Raw genomic sequence first — 16786 nt, 5'->3', positions numbered from 1 at the left:
GGCTCAACGATGCTCCGCTGCCCGACAAATGTTAGCAAAAGAGTTTGGGGAGAGAGAAGCGCCACCGATTAAGCCACCGTCGATGTCTGGCTGAGCAAACAGGGCCGCGGCATTATCGGCCTTAACACTGCCTCCGTAGAGCAGCGGTAAGCGTGCTGCGAGCGGCGCAGAGTGCCTAGCCAACCACTCGCGGATAAAGGCATGCACAGCCTGAGCCTGATCCGGTGTGGCCGTCTCGCCGGTGCCGATAGCCCAGACCGGCTCGTAGGCGATCACGCCGCCGCTAAGGGCTTCGATACCTAACGTATCCACCACCGCTTGAAGCTGCCGTGCCACTACCGCTTCTGTGTCACCGCAATTGCGCTCGGCCAAAGTTTCACCCACACAAAGCACCGGCGCCAAACCTGCGGCCTGGGCGGCGGCAAATTTTGCCGTTACAGCGATGTCAGACTCACCGTAAAGGCTGCGTCGCTCTGAATGACCAACCAAAACATATTGGCAACCCAAATCTTTTAACATCGCAGCGCTAACCTCGCCGGTATGCGCACCTGCTTCATGCTCATTGAGCGTCTGGGCGCCGAGGGCAACAGGGTTATCCTTGAGGTGCTGCGCCACCTGAGCCAAGTAGGGCAAAGGTGGGCAAACAGCAACCTGTACGTCCTCTAGCTTTTCGAGCGACGATAGCAACGCCTCCAGCAACGTCTCGTTGGCCAAGAGGTTACCGTTCATTTTCCAGTTACCGATAACAATGGGTTGTATCACTTCCAGGCTCCTTTCCATGCGGGTCTGCCTTCATAGCTAACATCACCGTTCACGACACCGCTCCCATGCGACCGGAAGCTCGGTGTCGCGTAACGTTATGCGTTTGGTTCTGCCAGCAATTGTTCAGCCTCAGCTTTGAGATGCTCAACGGTTATGCCGAAGTGCTGAAATAGATCCCCAGCCTTGCCGGATTCACCATAGGAGCGCATACCGACAATACGACCCTCTAGGCCGACGTATTTGTACCAGTAGTCGGCGTGGCCGGCCTCGACCGCGACTCGTGCTTTGACTTCCGCTGGTAGCACGCTCTCTCGGTAGGCGGTGTCCTGAGCGTCGAAGGTATCGGTGGAAGGCATTGAGACTACGCGTACGGCGCGACCGGCCTGACCGAGTTCGTGTGCGGCGTCCACGGCAAGGGCAACTTCAGACCCGGTCGCAATCAAGATCAGCTCGGGGGTGCCAGCGCAATCCTTCAAAACGTACCCTCCACGTTGGATCTCAGCCAGCTGCGGCTTAGTGCGCGCCTGATGAGGCAGGTTCTGGCGTGATAGCACTAGCGCCGTGGGCCCTGCCTGACGCTTGAGTGCGGCATCCCAGGCTGCGGTCGTCTCCACGGCATCGCAGGGCCGCCAGGTCGACAGATTGGGCGTTGTACGCAAGCTGGTTAGTTGCTCTATCGGTTGGTGGGTAGGACCATCTTCACCTAGGCCGATGGAGTCGTGGGTAAAGACGTAGATCGTCCGGTGGCCCATCAACGCAGCCATCCGTACAGCGTTGCGCATGTACTCCATAAAAATCAGGAAGGTGGCGCCATAGGGAATGAAACCACCGTGAGCGGCAATACCGTTAATAATCGCGCCCATGCCAAATTCGCGCACCCCATAGTTAAGGTAGTTGCCGTCTGGCGCGTCGGCGCTAATCGGTTTGGCGCCGTCCCAGAAGGTCAGGTTCGAAGGCGCTAGATCCGCACTGCCACCCAGTAACTCGGGGAGTTGCGGGCCAAGCTCGTTGAGGCAGGCCAGTGAGGCTTTGCGCGAGGCGACGGTCTCACCGCTCGCTTGGGCCTGTTCAATCATTGTCAGGCTTGAAAGCTCGCTGGGTAGCTCGCCCTTCAGGCGGCGCTTTAATTCACGGGCTTGCTCAGGATAGGCAGCGGCGTAGCGCTCGAAGCGGGCATTCCAGTCAGCTTCGCGCTCGGCACCGTGCTCGGTAGCGTCCCAACCCTGATAGATGTCTTCGGGTATATGGAAGGGCGCGTGGGGCCAGTTTAACCGCTCACGAGCGGCGGCCCCAGTGCCGCGCCGTGGCACTCTTCCTTACCTTGCTTGTTGGGCGCACCGAAACCAATGATCGTCTTGCAGACGATCAGACTAGGCTGGTCGTCATGGCTGCGGGCCTGCTCAATGGCAGCCTTGACTCCCTTCGGCTGATGGCCGTCGACACTTCGCACCACGTGCCACCCATAGGCCTCGAAGCGTTTGGCGGTGTCATCGGTGAACCAGCCCTCAACCTCACCGTCGATAGAGATGCCGTTGTCGTCGTAGAAGACGATAAGCTTGCCCAGCCCCTGGGTACCCGCCAGCGAAGCAACCTCATGAGAGATGCCCTCCATCAGGCAACCGTCACCGACAAAACAATAGGTGTAATGGTCGACAATGGCGTGGTCAGGGCGATTAAACTGGGCCGCCAGTGTGCGTTCAGCCATCGCCATGCCCACGGCGTTGGCCAGGCCCTGACCCAGCGGGCCAGTGGTGGTCTCTATGCCCGGCGTATAGCCCAGCTCGGGGTGGCCCGGGGTGCGCGAGTGCAGCTGGCGGAAGTTCTGTAGATCCTCCAGGCCTAAGTCGTAGCCGGTGAGATGGAGAAGCGAGTACAGCAGCATTGAGCCGTGGCCGTTGGAAAGCACGAAACGGTCGCGGTCAGCCCAATCGGGGTTGGCCGGGTTGTGGTCAACGAAATCATTCCACAGCACCTCGGCGATGTCAGCCATCCCCATCGGAGCACCGGGGTGGCCAGAGTTGGCCTTCTGAACAGCGTCCATGGAAAGAGCGCGAATGGCATTGGCCAGCTCGAAACGGGTCGACATGAGGTAAATCCTATAGTCAGTGGGCAGTGAGGCGTTCGTTGATCAGGCTTTCGAGGCTGGCTTGATCCTCGGCGAAACGGCGAATGCCTTCAGCCAGTTTGTCATTAGCCATGGCATCCTGGTTATGGCCCCAGCGGAACGCCGCTTCGCCTAGCGGTGCTGGGCGCTGGCTCTGCGCCTCGCCCATTTCAATCCCTCGCGCCACGTCACCCTTGGTGGCGGCGAGCTCCTCAAGCAGCGTCGGCGAGATGGTCAGCCGGGGGCAGCCAGCGAGTGCCAATACCTGACCGGTATTACGGAAACTGGCGCCCATCACCACGGTGTCGAAGCCGCCCTGGTTGACTCGCTGGCAAACGCCGCGCACAAACTGCACCCCCGGATCGGTGTCGGGTGTAAAGTCTTGACCTGTCGATTGCTTGTACCAGTCGGTAACCCTGCCGACAAAGGGCGAAACTAGAAATACACCTGCGTCGAAGCAGGCTTGAGCCTGAACGTCGCTGAACAGCAGGGTCAGGTTGCAGTTGATACCCTCCTTTTCCAACACCTCGGCAGCACGGATACCTTCCCAAGTGGATGCCAGTTTGATCAGCACACGTTCCGAGGAGATGCCTCGTTTCTGGTACAGTTCAATTAGCTCGTGGGCTTTGCGGATACTGGCCTGGGTATCGAAAGACAGCTTTGCGGCTACCTCAGTTGACACGCGGCCGGGCACCACCTTGGCTATCTCACTGCCCATTGCAACAGCGAGACGGTCCACAGCATGTTCGGCCTGGGTTTGGCGATCACCGCCTTCAGCGCTAATCGCCGCCAACTCCTCGTTAATCAACGACTGGTAATCGGGAAGATCAAAGGCCTTTAGGATCAGCGAAGGGTTGGTGGTAGCGTCCTGAGGCTGGTATCGCCGAATAGCGGCAAGATCGCCGGTATCAGCAACTACCAGGGAAAGAGATTTCAATGCATCAAGTTGGGAAGACATACAAGGCTCCTGACAATAGTCTTTGAAGCTTGAGGCGCAAAAAGCGCCCCAAGCGAATAGTTACCGGAAGGGATCAGTCCGTTGACAAGTCAAAGGCTCACGAATGATGGGGGGTTAATCCAAACCAAAATGACCGCGTATATTAAGTCAAGACCATAACGCGCTTATGTAGACGCTGCTGCAGTTGGTCAATGACCACGGCGATGATAATCACTAGCCCCATGATGACCATCTGCCAGAAATTACTGACACCGGACATCACCATGCCATCGTTAAGAATACTGATGACGCATGCACCAATAACCGAACCGATGACCGAGCCACGCCCCCCGGAAAGCGCAGTACCACCCAACACCACCGCCGCGATAGCGCGCAACTCATAGGTATCCCCCGTCATCGGATGCCCAGTCTGCAACTGGGAGGTAATAACGAGACCCACGATCGCGGCACAAAAGCCTGAAAAGACATACACCCACAATTTAATCCTGCGAACTCTCAATCCTGAAAATACGGCAGCAGACTCGTTGCCACCAATCGCATAGACATAGCGACCAAAAGGCGTCTTATAACTCACGAACCACGTGACTAGAGTCAAAGCCAAGAGCAACCAAACAGGGATACCGATACCCAACAAAGAGCCATTGCCTAGGATGGAGAATCCCATGTTACCCAGCTCTTCGTGGCCTTGCAGACGAGAAAAAGTGCCGCCGTCGTTAAACAGCAACGCCGCACCGCGCACCACATATAGCATGCCCAGAGTAGCGATAAACGGTGCCACATTGAGATAAGTTATGAGGGCACCATTGATATAGCCGATAAAGGCACCAACCAAGCAGGTCACTAATATGACCTCTGGGATATTCAGAAATAATACGGAATCCCCAATAGGAATACCGTTCATTATCAGAAAACCGGCCATCATTCCACTAAAGCCGACCGTCGAACCTACCGAAAGATCGATGCCTGCCGTGAGGATAACCAGCGTCATGCCAATGGCCAGAATACCAATGATGGTAATATGCTGGGCCATAATCAGTAGATTATTCGTGGTCAGGAAGTTATCCACGCTCAAAGAGAAGTACAACACCACGGCGAACAAGGCTACAAATATCCTGAGCTTTAATACTTGCAGCAAAACCCAGGACGCCTGGGCGCTCTTACTGCGATGCGGATGGTCTTGGGAAGACATATTATTGGTTACAGTTGTCATGATTAGATTCCTTACTGAGCGGCGGCGTCTTGAACCGCGGAAGGTGATGCTTTTTGGGTAATTAAATCGCGGTCCACCTCATCACGCGGAAGGTCAACGGTAATCCGCCCTAATGCCATGACCAGGACTCGATCAGCTACAGCCAGAGCCTCGTCCAGCTCTGAAGTGGTATATATAACGGAGACGCCCTGATCGGCGATATCATTCATGGCTCGGTAGATATCGGCCTTAGCCCCCACATCGACACCACGAGTAGGTTCATCAAACAACAGTACACGTGGCTCGGTTAGCAATGCTTTGCCAATAATGACCTTTTGCATGTTGCCCCCACTCAGCGTGGTGATCTTGTCCGAGTCATGCGACACCTTAATACCAAGTGTTGAGACCATCCGCTGGCTCTGCTGCTTTTCGAGTTGGCCCCGAATCATGCGAAAGCCGAGGAAATGCGAGCAACACCGACCGATGCTGGACAGCGTCATGTTGTCACGCACTGACAATGTCTGAACCATGCCAGACGTTTGGCGATCTTCTGGTACCAAGGCAATGCCAGCCTTGATTCGATTGGCGGGCTTACCTTTAGCTAATGGCTTTCCATCGAACTCGATCTGGCCCACTGCGCTACGATGAAGCCCAAGCAGTACTTCCAGTAATTCGGTTCTACCAGCCCCCATCAAGCCATAAATACCAATGACCTCTCCGCGCCCAACGCTAAAATTGACGTTATCAAGCGCAAAGGTGCCATTGACTCGTTTTAGGCTCAGATTCTTGACTGTTAATGTGGGTTCGCCGATTTGGCGAGGACGGTAGTCGAATATCTTGTGATCGCCGCCTACCATCTGACGTACGATCCAGGGAATATCAATATTTTTAACCAGATCGACACCGACAATCCGACCATTGCGCAGGACAGTAATATGGTCACCGATCCTCATGATCTCTTCTAAACGGTGAGAGATATAAATGACAGCGACGCCATCCTGGCGTAACGCATCAATGATACCAAACAGCACCTCAACTTCTTTTTGACTAAGGGCAGACGTGGGCTCATCCATAATCAAGACATCAACTTGGCGGCCGAGCATCTTGGCGATCTCAACCAATTGTTGCTGCCCCACATAAAGATCGCCAACACGTATGGAAGGGTCAGCCTCCAGCCCTACTCGTTCAAGTAACTGCGTTGCCTTACGATATTGTGCACGGGTATCGATTTTCCCGGCATGGCGCATCTCGTTACCGATAAAAAGATTTTCAACGATGCTCATATCTGGGAACAGGTTGAGCTCTTGAAAGATAATTCCGATACCGGCTTTCTCCGCATCTCGCACACCATGAAAGTGGACCGATTTTCCTTTAACGAAAATATCCCCTTCGGATGGCCGCTCAGCACCAGCCAACAATTTCATAAGGGTCGACTTACCCGCGCCATTTTCACCGATCAAGACATTTACACTGCCGGGGTATACCTCATAGTTAACCGCGTCTAAAGCCACGGTCCCGGGATAACGTTTCGTGGCGTTCTTAACTTGAACCAACGCTTTTGATGGCGACTCAAGATGCTGCTCATTGCTTGAATTGCGTTGTTCTTCCACCGTGTGCATGGCGTTACCCTCCTCCGAATCGGAGTGATAATTATTGAGCATTATTTTCATATCACTCTGCATTGACGCGGTTCAGTTCTACCGGAACAATCTGTAAAGTGTCCTCCACCCCGCCCCAGGTTGAAAAGGCCCCTACGGCACTCACACGATCACCGGGAGTGATTTCTTCAACTTCGTCGACTAGTGATATCGCTTCTCTGTTGAGGGCTTCGGACAAGTTGGCGAAGGCGTCTTGATTTCCAAAATCGCTGTAATCGATCTCGGGATAACCATCACGCAAGGCAGTATCCGGGATAACAGGGCCAATCAGGATTTCCACATTCTTGTCGCCACTAGACAGTTTTATCTTTCCAACCCGCGAGGAGGTATCGACAGCTGCGACGGTACCGGCGACCTTTACCCAAAAAGTACAAGGGAAAGCCTGGCTCTTTTGCACACCATATTCCTGGCAAGCTTCACTGAAACCTTGTTTGTCGATCGCAGATAGGATCTCATCAGCTTCTCGTGATGAGGAAATCGCCCAAGGAGCGATATCGTCATGGAATAATGACGAAGTATCCACTTCGGGTGCACTACCTTCATTTCGAATTTTGGTAAGCTCTTCGGACGACACTATCTTAAAGCCACTCGTCATCACGACAGTCGACATCAACAAGACCATTCCGAAGCTACGTATAATTACATGGCGTCTATCATTCATATCCGCACCACACTTCGTCACACTGAAAGGGAAGGAGTGGTGGCTTTCCACCACTCCTGTACTTCGCTTAATTATCTTTGTATTCGAAATTGTTAACCGACTCCGCATTATCTTCAGTGATCAAGATACTGCGGAAGAGTTGACGCTCTGACTCCCCAGTCTCGCCCGTCTCCAGATACTGGTGAAGCTGATTGACACCCTGTCGTGCGAGTTCCTGAGCCTGCAGCATGGATGTGGCATAAAGCTGACCATCCAGGACAGCATCACGTTCATCATTACTGCCATCAATCCCAACCACCGTGACATCGTCCATTCCTGCCGACTCCAAAGCGGAAATGGCACCCAGCGCTACGGGGCCATTGCCTGCAATGACGCCGACAATGTCCGGATGACTCTGAAGAATGGATTGCATCGATTGCCTAGCTTTGACCAATTCACCTCCAGCGTCTTGACGCGCGACCATCTCAAGGTCGGGATACTGGTCAAGTATGCGATGGTAGGCATTCGAGCGTGCGACGCAGTTGTTATCCGCCAAGTTGCAGGTCAACTCGACATACTTACCCGATTCTCCAACCTTCTCGATGAAGGCCTGTGCGACTTGAGAAGCTGCCTGGTTGTTATTGTGTGTCAACTGAGCAATAGCGATGCCATCTTCAGGGATTTCACGATTGATTAGCACCACAGGTACATCACGCTCCGTGGCATATCGCACAGCCGCCACACTAGCTGACGAGTCAGCATTGTCCAGTACGATGCCATCCACACCCTGGCCAACAACGGAAGTGATAAGATCACGCTGCCGGTTTAGATCTTCGTTGTGTGAGAAAGTACTGGCCGCGTAACCAAGTTCTTCTGCACGTGCCTCAGCAGCTGTTGCCTCGGCAGAGTAATAAGGGTTATCTAGGGAATTGACGAGAATCGCAATATTGCCCTTCTCGCCGTCATCGCTTAAATCAACATCACCCTGAGCTTGTGCAGAACCGACACCAGCAACTGCTACCATCGCAGAAAGAGTGGCAGTGGATGCAAAACGATTGAGTAACTGCATTGAGGTCATTTTCATTGTTTTCACCTTTATTTCTTTGTTTAAGAATCAGATTTTTTCTTAAGTTGTTGATTTAATATTTTTCACCAAATGGTATAGCCACCATCTATTACTAAGTCCGCGCCATTGATCATGTCACTGCCATTTGTGGCTAGAAACAAAATGCTTGCGGCAATCTCGTCCGTATAGGCAAACCTCCCCGTTGGAATCATGGTTTTCATACGCTCCCCTTTTTCGCCTGACCAGGCAGCCGCCCCCATAGGGGTCAACACTACGGTGGGAGAAATGCTGTTAACCGTAATGCCATGCGGCCCCCACTCTTTCGCCAAGCTTTTCGTCATACCGATAAGTCCCGCTTTCGCCGAGGTGTAGGCGCAGTGCTGATCGATGGCGACCGTGGCGGCCTGAGAAGCAATATTAATAATCTTGCCTCCGTGGCCGCTTTTTAACAGGTAACGCCCGACTTCTCTGGCACATAGGAAAGGGGCAGTCAGATTGACATCAATCTGGCGCTGCCACTCGGTGAGCATCACGTCTTCAGCGAAATTTAACGTGATAGCGCCAGCGGCATTAATCAAGATATGCAGATCACCAAAGTGGTCGACCACGTCTTTTACGCATCGCTCTACTTGAACTTCCTGGGTGACATCACAGCACCAGGCCTGAGCGCGATCTTTCGGAAACTGTGCCATGACCTCTGCCACCCGATCAGCCTCGAATTCCGGGTAAAAAATGGCAATACTGGCTCCTTTATCAAGCATCGCTTCGTTGGCTGCAGTTGCGATTCCCCCAAGCCCACCGGTGATTAATACAACTTTGCCTTCAAGTGAAAAGTTGAAATCCACACCGTGCTTAAGAGACATGTCATACGTTGTCGTCATTGCGTGCTCCTTATTTCATCTTTAAGGGCTATCTTTAAGGGCTATCGTTTTTTGGAATTAGCGGTTAATCAGGACATGATTAGTCCACCATCGACATTGATCGCTTGCCCGGTGATATAGCGCGCATCTTCAGAGGCCAGGAAGGCTGCCGTCCCACTGATTTCTTCAGGCGACGCGGCACGTTTCATGGGAACACTGGCCACCCATTCGCGGATTAACTCACCGGGCTGGTAATCCCCCAGGAGCTCACCCCAAGCTTTATCGTTGTAGTCCCACATATCGGTCATCACGATACCGGGACAGATGGCATTGACGGTGATACCCGAGGTGGCAAATTCACGCGCCAGGCTTTGGGTGATCCCTAATACCCCGAACTTGCTGGCGGCATAATGCGGTGTATAGATAAAGCCCTGACGCGCCTGACCCGAGGCCATGTTGATTAATACCCCTCGACCAGCTTCTGCCATATGCCGGAGCGCTGCCTTGCAGCACAGAAAAACCCCTTTGGTATTCACGTCCATAACTTTGTCCCAATCCGACTCAGGAAGATCCTGTAAGCGAGAGATCGTAATCACGCCAGCGTTTTGAATTGATACATCAATGCGCCCAAAGCGTTTGCATACGTCGTTATAGAACCGTTCAACCTGGTCACTGTTGGTGACATCAACTTCCGCGGCCATGATGCTACCCGACAAACCTTTTTCGCTTCCTCGACGTTCAAGATCCGCCGCAGCCGCATGGATTTCCTGGCGGTTGGAGGCCATCGCAACGCTCGCCCCTTCATCTGCGAAACGGGTCGCCATGGCAAGCCCGATTCCACGATCGGCGCCAGCCACCACCACTACCTGCTGTTCGAAACGTTTCATTGTTATTCTCCTTTTCAGCATCAGTGCTAGATTGCTTAAGCACTGATGGTTAGATTGATAAACTGCTCGCAGCCTGGCTAACTCGCAGTGTCTAGCAATGCTTCGGCAGTAAAGCTGTCGGTAATTAGCACCTGGATCCAACCGCCCAAGGCTGCCGCACGTATCGAGGCCACTTTTTGCTGACCTCCTGCTAGACCGACAACCCTTGGTATGGCCTTCAAGCTCTCAGGCGAAATCGCCACCACTCTTTCGTTGAGAGAGTGCGGGACCAACTCGCCGTTGCTGTCATAAAACCTCAAACAGACATCACCCACAGCGCCGCAGCCATCTAGATCTGAAAGCTCTTCTTTAGAAAAGGTGTTGCCACTTCTAGCCAGAAATCGCGAAGGCTCGAGTGTGCCAATACCGACCAGGGCAATACTTAGCTCATCAAACAGCGCCATGGTCTCGCGTACATAAGGCTCCTGACTGATCACCTTGCGAGCCTCGGGGGTACTGGCAATACCTGCCACCTGCATAAATCCAGGGCGCGCATCCAGTCGATTGGCCAGTTGCAGCGTCAGGTTTTCGGCAAGATGCTCTGCATGATCGAGAGCCATACCGCCCATCAGTTGCACAACACGCTGTGCTTTTAGCGAGCCATTTTTTGGCAGTTGTTCGGCAAGCGCTACCAGCGCCGAACTCCAGCTCGAAATCCCTATCTGGTCGTTAGCACGTAAGGTCGATTCAAGGTATTGAGCTGCCGCTTCGCCAATACTCAGCAAGATGGCGTTCTCACTGTTGTCGGGACAGGCAGCCACCACCACCTCTTCAAGTCCGTACTTGGCACATAATGCTTCCTCAAGCAGGTGATAGGTGCCTTCGGGCGGTTTGATGCTAATGGAGACGATGCCCTCCTTCTGCGCGCGGCGCAGCAAACGTGATACGCCCGCTTGTGACAAGTTCAGCCGCGCGGCAATATCAACTTGGCGCATCTGCTCAACCCAATAGAGGTGAGCCACCTTAGTCGCCAAACGCAGTTCGTATTCGGGATTCATCGTCGTTTTCTCCGGCCTAACCTTTTGATTTAGAGAGGGTACGCTCCACAGACTTGAGCCACGTCTGGTGGCGTTCGTCTTGGTCGGCACCCAGCCCCTCGAATGTATCAAAAGACGACAGTGCCTTCTCCAAAGCATCTAGCGTCGGCCACACCCCTAGCTCAAGGCCCGCCAACATTGCCGTACCGACGGCAGACAACTCTGCTTGAGCGGCTCTTTGCACCGTAATACCTAAGGTGTCTGCCTGGAGTTGCATTAACCAGTTATTAGCACTAGCACCTCCATCGGCCTTGAGCGCCGTTAGCGGTGGCAATCCATGGCGCTGACATGCTGACTGCATAACATCGACGACATCTTTGATTTGGAAAACAATGGACTCGAAAGCGGCCCGCGCTATATCAGCAGGTTCGGTATTGAAGGTCAGCCCATCCATAAGGCCAGTGACGTCGCCCACCCAGCGCGGCGCCCCTAATCCCACCATGGCGGGTACCACAACCTCTTTGCCCCTACCACTCGCAGCTTCAGCAAGTTCAGCCAAGCGCTCGACAGAGCCGTCGAGCCCCAGCAACTTCGCGGTCCAGGGCAATACGGCTGCGCTTACCGTGATATTGCCTTCGAGTGCATAGACGCGCTGTTCTGAAGTTTCCCAGGCCACCGTGGTCGCTAGGCCCTCGGCCCGTACCATCTGGCTTTGGGTGGTGGTCATCACTGAAGACCCAGTTCCGTATGTCGCCTTAACAACGCCGGGGCGAAATCCCCCTTGGGCGAACAAAGCCGCGTGGGAATCACCGATCATGGACAAGATGGGAATGCCCTCCTTTAGCAATCCAAACTCGCATGTCTTTCCGAAGGTGTGGCTTGATGGACGGATCTCCGGAAGCATCTCGGGACTGATACCAAATACATCGAGCAACTCTGGGGACCACTGGGCAGTGCTGATATCGCACAGCTGGGTGCGCGATGCATTGGACGTATCCGTCAGATGCACCCTCCCCTCAGTGAGATTCCATAACAGCCAGCTGTCGACATTACCCAGTCGGACATTATGACGATCGATACTGTCGTCGAAGGAATCGAGCAGCCAGCGGAACTTTGAGCCGGAGAAGAGTGGATCAATAGGTAAACCTGACAACTCGTGAACCCTGGCATTGAGGCCGAGACGCTTTAGCTCCTCACAAAAGGGCTGGCTGCGGCGGCATTGCCAGCTGACACAGGGTGCAAGCGATTTACCACTGAAACTATCCCAGGCGATAGCAGATTCCCGCTGAGCCGATATCCCCACGGCAACGACGTCGACATCCTGCTGCGTTGAGAGACAAACGTCGATGGCCTGCTTAACACTCAGGACGACTTCCTCACCCGATTGCTCGACCCAACCCGGCTGTGGATACTGGCAAGGGATCCCCACCGCTGCCTTGGCAATAATATTGCCGCCGAAGTCCACCAGCACTGCCTTAGAGTTGGTAGTGCCTTGATCGATAGCGAGAATGGCGGATGTTGCCATAACCTTCTCCTTACTTAAGCAGCGCTTTGGCCGAGTCCACGATGCCACCCACAGACATGCCAAAGTGGTCGAGCAGCCACTCAGCCGAACCTGTCGGAGCAAAGGCAGGGAAGCCCAGCAATTTCATCTTGCACGGCGCTTTGCTGACAACGACTTCGGCGATCGCGCTGCCCATACCACCGCGCACACTGTGCTCCTCAATGGTCAGCAGATGCTTGGTTTCCTGAGCGCACTGTATGATGGTCTCTTCATCCAAAGGAGAGATGCTCGGGAAATTAACCACCCGCGCCTCGATACCCTCGCTGGCCAACTGCTCAGCCGCGTCCATGGCCCTGCAAACGGTCACACCGCAGCCGATCAAAGTGATGTCCTTGCCTTCGCGCAGGATTTGAGCCTTACCAGGCTGAAATTCGTAGTCCTCGGGCAGCAGTCTCGGCACGCCCATGCGGCTCAGGCGAACGAAGGTCGGATGGTCGTTTTGAGCGACATAGCGAATGACCGCTGCCGTTTCCACGTCATCCACCGGAACGAAAATATCGAGGCCTGCCAGCGGCCGTGTCCAAGCAAGATCTTCGATAGAGTGGTGCGTGGGACCAAGTTCGCCATAGGCGACACCGCTGCTAATACCACACAGTTTGACGTTGGCGTTCGAGTAGACGATGTCGGCCTTTATTTGCTCAAGTGAACGCCCCGTAAGGAAGCAGGAGGCTCCACACACAAAAGGCACCAACCCTGAGTTAGCCAAGCCCGCGCCTGCACCGACCAGGGTCTGCTCAGCGATGCCGACATTGATTAATCGCTCAGGCCACTTGCTACGAAAATCGCCTAGCTTGCTTGAGCCGATCGAGTCGTTACAGACACTAACGATGCGCTCATCTGCTTCAGCTAGTGCCTCAAGGGTCTTCGCAAAGGCATTGCGACAATCGTGTAGTTGAATATCATTCGACATGGTTATACGCCTCTCTCCAGCTCGTTCAGGGCTTCTTCGACTTGTTCCGGCGACGGTACTTTATGATGCCACTCAACCCGATCTTGGATGAAAGACACGCCTTTTCCTTTGAAGGTATTAGCCACTAGGCAGCGAGGCTTACTTTCTACACGCGGCGCCTTTAGTGCTTCAATCAGCGCACCATAATCGTGGCCATCAACTTCTAGTGAATCCCAACCAAAGGATTTGAAGCGTTCAGTCAAAGGCTCTAGTGAAGTCACATCATCGGTGCGATCACCCTGCTGGAGACGATTGCGGTCGATAATCAGTGTTAAGTTATCCAGTTTTTTGTAGGCAGCAGTCATCGCGGCTTCCCAGTTGCTACCTTCCTGAATCTCACCGTCGCCAACGACCACGTAAACCTGCCAGGGTTTCTTCTGAATTTTGGCACCGATGGCCGCACCTACGCCTACAGGTAGGCCATGTCCCAGGGGACCAGTGCTAGTTTCAACACCGGGCAACTTCTCGTTGCAGGGGTGACCATTGAGTCGTGACTGGGGCTGCACGAAGGTCGACATTTCTTCAACTGGGAAGTAGCCCGCGTAAGCCATGGCTGTGTAGAGAGCGACCGCACAATGCCCTTTACTCAAGATAAAGCGGTCACGATCCGGGGCTATCGGATCCTCAGGATTCACTTGCAAGACATTGAAATACAAGGTTCCTAGTATATCGATCACGGAAAGATCACCACCGATATGGCCCATATTGGCATTGCCGATGGTTTGGATGATGGTTTTCCGCATCTGACAACACTGCTCTGCCAGTTCATCGGGTCCCAATGGTTTACGTATCATCTTTGCCACACCTCTTATGAATAAATATTCAATTACTGAATATTGATTTATAGGTATCTTTGTTCATATACTGATTACCGTCAAGAGCAATCCAAAGAGCAAAGCTTATACATTAGTCTGATATTGGACAGGAACCTTCCGCGGTTTTAAGTGCTATAAATGAACAAATAGCCCTATATCAAAAACTTGATGGCATTTTTCCAGTAGGTAGGCGCTTAGCAATGGCTGGCTCAAATATTTATTCACTGATATTTTTTGAATACATATTCAAAAGCCAGCCAAGAAAGCTAAAACTGTATATAGGCGAGGGGGGAGGGGATTTAATATGCTATTAGATTAAAAGATTGTCTTATAAATTATTCATACCAGATAATTTGCAACTTACATCATCATGGTGATTTTTTCGACAAACATTAGCTCTATTCTTTACCAAAGCAACTCAAGGATATTTTATATAGCCTTGATTAATGCATAAGAAAATTTCGACATTTAATGTAGCTTTTTACAATGAAGGGGAGCTAAAGCACAGGCTAGCAGTGCAGACCCCATCTATTAATAATGATCTAAATAACAGGATCGCCCGTTATGTTTCAGTTAACCCGCAGTGTGACGTGGCAGGCGCTCGAACGCCTGCGCGACAAAACCGCTAACGATCGCATTCGTGACTATTTCACCAATGACCCGCAGCGCTTTGAAAAAATGAGCCTGCGGGTAGGCGGCCTTTTCCTCGACTACTCGAAGCACCACGTATCCGACGAGGTCAAGGCCAAGCTGATCGAGCTGGCCGACCACTCCGCTCTGGTGCAGCGCCGGGCACAGATGTTCTCGGGCGATATCATCAACGTCACCGAAGACCGTCCGGTACTTCACACCGCGCTGCGCCACCTGGGCGACGAGCCGGTGTTTGTCGATGGCAAGGATGTAATGCCCGAGATCACCCGCACCCGCGAGCAGATCAAGCAGTTTTCCGAGGCGGTGCGTAGCGGTGAGTGGAAAGGCTATAGCGGCAAACGCATCAAGGACGTGGTCAACATTGGCATCGGCGGGTCGGACCTGGGCCCCAACATGGCCGTCCGTGCGCTATTGAAGTACCGCCACCCGGAGCTGCATTTCCACTTCGTTTCCAACGTGGACGGCACCCATATCCAGAAGGTGCTTTCGCGTCTCGACCCGGCCACCACGCTGTTTATCGTCTCAACCAAGACCTTCTCTACCCAGGAAACCCTGCTCAACGCCAAGACGGCGCGGCGCTGGTTCCTGGAGAACGCAGGTGAAGACGCCGATGTGGGCGCGCACTTTATCGCTGCCTCCACCAATCGCAAGGCCGCGATGGAATTCGGCATTCGTGAAGAGAACGTGTTCGAGTTCTGGGCCTGGGTCGGCGGGCGCTACTCCATGTGGTCATCCATTGGCCTGCCGATTGCGCTCTCGATTGGCTTTGAGGGCTTCATCGAGCTGCTGGAAGGCGCTCACGAGATGGATAATCACTTCATTGAAGCGCCCTTCTCCGAGAACATGCCGGTACTGATGGCGCTGATTGGCATCTGGTATATCAATTTCATTGGTGCGGAAACCCAGGCCATCGTGCCCTACGACCAGGCCCTGCACCAGTTGCCTTCGTTTCTCCAGCAGTTGGATATGGAGTCCAACGGCAAGTCGGTGGATATCTTCGGCCACCCGGTGAATTACAAGACCGGCCCGATTGTCTGGGGCCAGACCGGCTCCAACGGTCAGCACGCTTTCTTCCAACTGCTGCATCAGGGCACACGCTACGTACCGATCGACTTTATCGCCTCACTCAAGCCCGAGCCGGGTGTCGAAGACCACCACTTCGCGCTGCTCACCAACATGCTCGCCCAGGCCAACGCCTTTATGGAAGGCAGCCAGGGAGACAGCAAGGAGCTTAGCCAGCACGATCCCTACAGCTGCCCTGGCAACCGCCCGTCCAGCACCCTGCTGCTGGACGAGCTGACGCCGAAAAACCTGGGTGCCCTGATCGCGCTCTACGAACACAAGGTGTTCGTGCAAGGCGTTATCTGGAACATCAACTCCTTCGACCAGTGGGGTGTTCAGCTCGGCAAGCGCATCGCCGGTGAAATCAGCGAGCGCATCGACACCAACGCCGCCGACTTCGACGCCTCGACCCAGGGACTGCTGGAGCTGCTGCGCGGGCACTTCCCCGGCAATGGGAGAAGTGAAGACAGCGCCACAAAAGCCAACGACGATAAAAAAACCACGCGGAAAAAGCGCTAAGCGCTAGCGAGTCACGTACTGGATAACGCGAAACGCCTTGGCTTTAGAGAGCCAAGGCGTTTTTGTTGCTATTGGACGACTGGCTT

At 53.7% G+C, this 16786-nt stretch carries 13 protein-coding genes and 1 pseudogene; 1 reads left to right on the top strand and 13 read right to left on the bottom strand.

The genetic code is table 11. The features are described from left to right. Positions 1-3: 3 nt before the first annotated feature. The 13 genes and pseudogenes from tpiA to IT895_RS07220 form a co-directional block, all read right to left on the bottom strand. Positions 4-762: a triose-phosphate isomerase gene (gene tpiA, locus IT895_RS07280; RefSeq protein WP_233337391.1), complete on the bottom strand. Its 759-nt coding sequence runs from the start codon at positions 760-762 to the stop codon at positions 4-6. Between the two features lie 95 nt (positions 763-857). After that, positions 858-2848, bottom strand: a pseudogene (gene tkt, locus IT895_RS07275) (transketolase). 16 nt (positions 2849-2864) lie between these two features. Continuing rightward, on the bottom strand, positions 2865-3824 hold the full coding sequence (gene tal, locus IT895_RS07270) for a transaldolase (protein ID WP_199285129.1): 960 nt from the start codon (positions 3822-3824) through the stop codon (positions 2865-2867). A gap of 142 nt (positions 3825-3966) precedes the next feature. Beyond that, positions 3967-5034, bottom strand: coding sequence for an ABC transporter permease (locus tag IT895_RS07265; protein ID WP_199285128.1), 1068 nt, complete (start codon positions 5032-5034; stop codon positions 3967-3969). An 11-nt stretch (positions 5035-5045) separates the two neighbouring features. Continuing rightward, positions 5046-6632 (bottom strand): sugar ABC transporter ATP-binding protein, encoded by a 1587-nt coding sequence (locus tag IT895_RS07260; protein WP_199285127.1) that lies wholly within the window; start codon positions 6630-6632, stop codon positions 5046-5048. A gap of 52 nt (positions 6633-6684) precedes the next feature. Continuing rightward, positions 6685-7332 (bottom strand): DUF2291 family protein, encoded by a 648-nt coding sequence (locus IT895_RS07255; protein ID WP_199285126.1) that lies wholly within the window; start codon positions 7330-7332, stop codon positions 6685-6687. 67 nt (positions 7333-7399) lie between these two features. After that, positions 7400-8395 (bottom strand): substrate-binding domain-containing protein, encoded by a 996-nt coding sequence (locus tag IT895_RS07250; protein ID WP_199285125.1) that lies wholly within the window; start codon positions 8393-8395, stop codon positions 7400-7402. Positions 8396-8460: 65 nt separating this feature from the next. Continuing rightward, positions 8461-9258: a GolD/DthD family dehydrogenase gene (locus IT895_RS07245; RefSeq protein ID WP_199285124.1), complete on the bottom strand. Its 798-nt coding sequence runs from the start codon at positions 9256-9258 to the stop codon at positions 8461-8463. Positions 9259-9326: 68 nt separating this feature from the next. Further along, positions 9327-10124, bottom strand: coding sequence for an SDR family NAD(P)-dependent oxidoreductase (locus IT895_RS07240; protein WP_199285123.1), 798 nt, complete (start codon positions 10122-10124; stop codon positions 9327-9329). A gap of 77 nt (positions 10125-10201) precedes the next feature. Next, a complete protein-coding gene (locus tag IT895_RS07235) occupies positions 10202-11161 on the bottom strand; it encodes a sugar-binding transcriptional regulator (RefSeq protein ID WP_199285122.1) in 960 nt (319 codons plus the stop codon). 16 nt (positions 11162-11177) lie between these two features. After that, on the bottom strand, positions 11178-12665 hold the full coding sequence (locus IT895_RS07230) for an FGGY family carbohydrate kinase (protein WP_199285121.1): 1488 nt from the start codon (positions 12663-12665) through the stop codon (positions 11178-11180). Between the two features lie 10 nt (positions 12666-12675). Further along, positions 12676-13614, bottom strand: a complete 939-nt coding sequence (locus IT895_RS07225) for a transketolase family protein (RefSeq protein ID WP_199285120.1) — start codon at positions 13612-13614, stop codon at positions 12676-12678. Between the two features lie 2 nt (positions 13615-13616). Further along, positions 13617-14447 carry a transketolase gene (locus tag IT895_RS07220; protein WP_199285119.1) on the bottom strand — a complete coding sequence of 277 codons (831 nt, stop codon included), beginning with the start codon at positions 14445-14447 and terminating at the stop codon, positions 13617-13619. Between the two features lie 585 nt (positions 14448-15032). Here IT895_RS07220 and pgi point away from each other — a divergent pair. After that, positions 15033-16700, top strand: coding sequence for a glucose-6-phosphate isomerase (pgi, locus tag IT895_RS07215; protein ID WP_199285118.1), 1668 nt, complete (start codon positions 15033-15035; stop codon positions 16698-16700). Positions 16701-16786 lie beyond the last annotated feature (86 nt).

Origin of the sequence: Halomonas sp. A40-4 (genome assembly GCF_015767635.1) — a bacterium.
In the GTDB taxonomy this organism is placed as follows: Bacteria; Pseudomonadota; Gammaproteobacteria; order Pseudomonadales; family Halomonadaceae; genus Vreelandella; species Vreelandella janggokensis.
The sequence above is the reverse complement of the archived record's forward strand: the minus strand, read 5'-3'. Positions and strand labels throughout refer to the sequence as shown.

What these genes read in the sequence shown, in the direction of transcription:
- IT895_RS07230 (WP_199285121.1), bottom strand. Translation starts at nt 12,665, where the DNA reads ATGGCAACATCCGCCATTCTCGCTATCGATCAAGGCACTACCAACTCT.
- tal (WP_199285129.1), bottom strand. Translation starts at nt 3,824, where the DNA reads ATGTCTTCCCAACTTGATGCATTGAAATCTCTTTCCCTGGTAGTTGCT.
- IT895_RS07265 (WP_199285128.1), bottom strand. Translation starts at nt 5,034, where the DNA reads ATGACAACTGTAACCAATAATATGTCTTCCCAAGACCATCCGCATCGC.
- IT895_RS07245 (WP_199285124.1), bottom strand. Translation starts at nt 9,258, where the DNA reads ATGACGACAACGTATGACATGTCTCTTAAGCACGGTGTGGATTTCAAC.
- IT895_RS07240 (WP_199285123.1), bottom strand. Translation starts at nt 10,124, where the DNA reads ATGAAACGTTTCGAACAGCAGGTAGTGGTGGTGGCTGGCGCCGATCGT.
- IT895_RS07220 (WP_199285119.1), bottom strand. Translation starts at nt 14,447, where the DNA reads ATGATACGTAAACCATTGGGACCCGATGAACTGGCAGAGCAGTGTTGT.
- pgi (WP_199285118.1), top strand. Translation starts at nt 15,033, where the DNA reads ATGTTTCAGTTAACCCGCAGTGTGACGTGGCAGGCGCTCGAACGCCTG.
- IT895_RS07250 (WP_199285125.1), bottom strand. Translation starts at nt 8,395, where the DNA reads ATGAAAATGACCTCAATGCAGTTACTCAATCGTTTTGCATCCACTGCC.
- IT895_RS07260 (WP_199285127.1), bottom strand. Translation starts at nt 6,632, where the DNA reads ATGCACACGGTGGAAGAACAACGCAATTCAAGCAATGAGCAGCATCTT.
- IT895_RS07235 (WP_199285122.1), bottom strand. Translation starts at nt 11,161, where the DNA reads ATGAATCCCGAATACGAACTGCGTTTGGCGACTAAGGTGGCTCACCTC.
- IT895_RS07225 (WP_199285120.1), bottom strand. Translation starts at nt 13,614, where the DNA reads ATGTCGAATGATATTCAACTACACGATTGTCGCAATGCCTTTGCGAAG.
- IT895_RS07255 (WP_199285126.1), bottom strand. Translation starts at nt 7,332, where the DNA reads ATGAATGATAGACGCCATGTAATTATACGTAGCTTCGGAATGGTCTTG.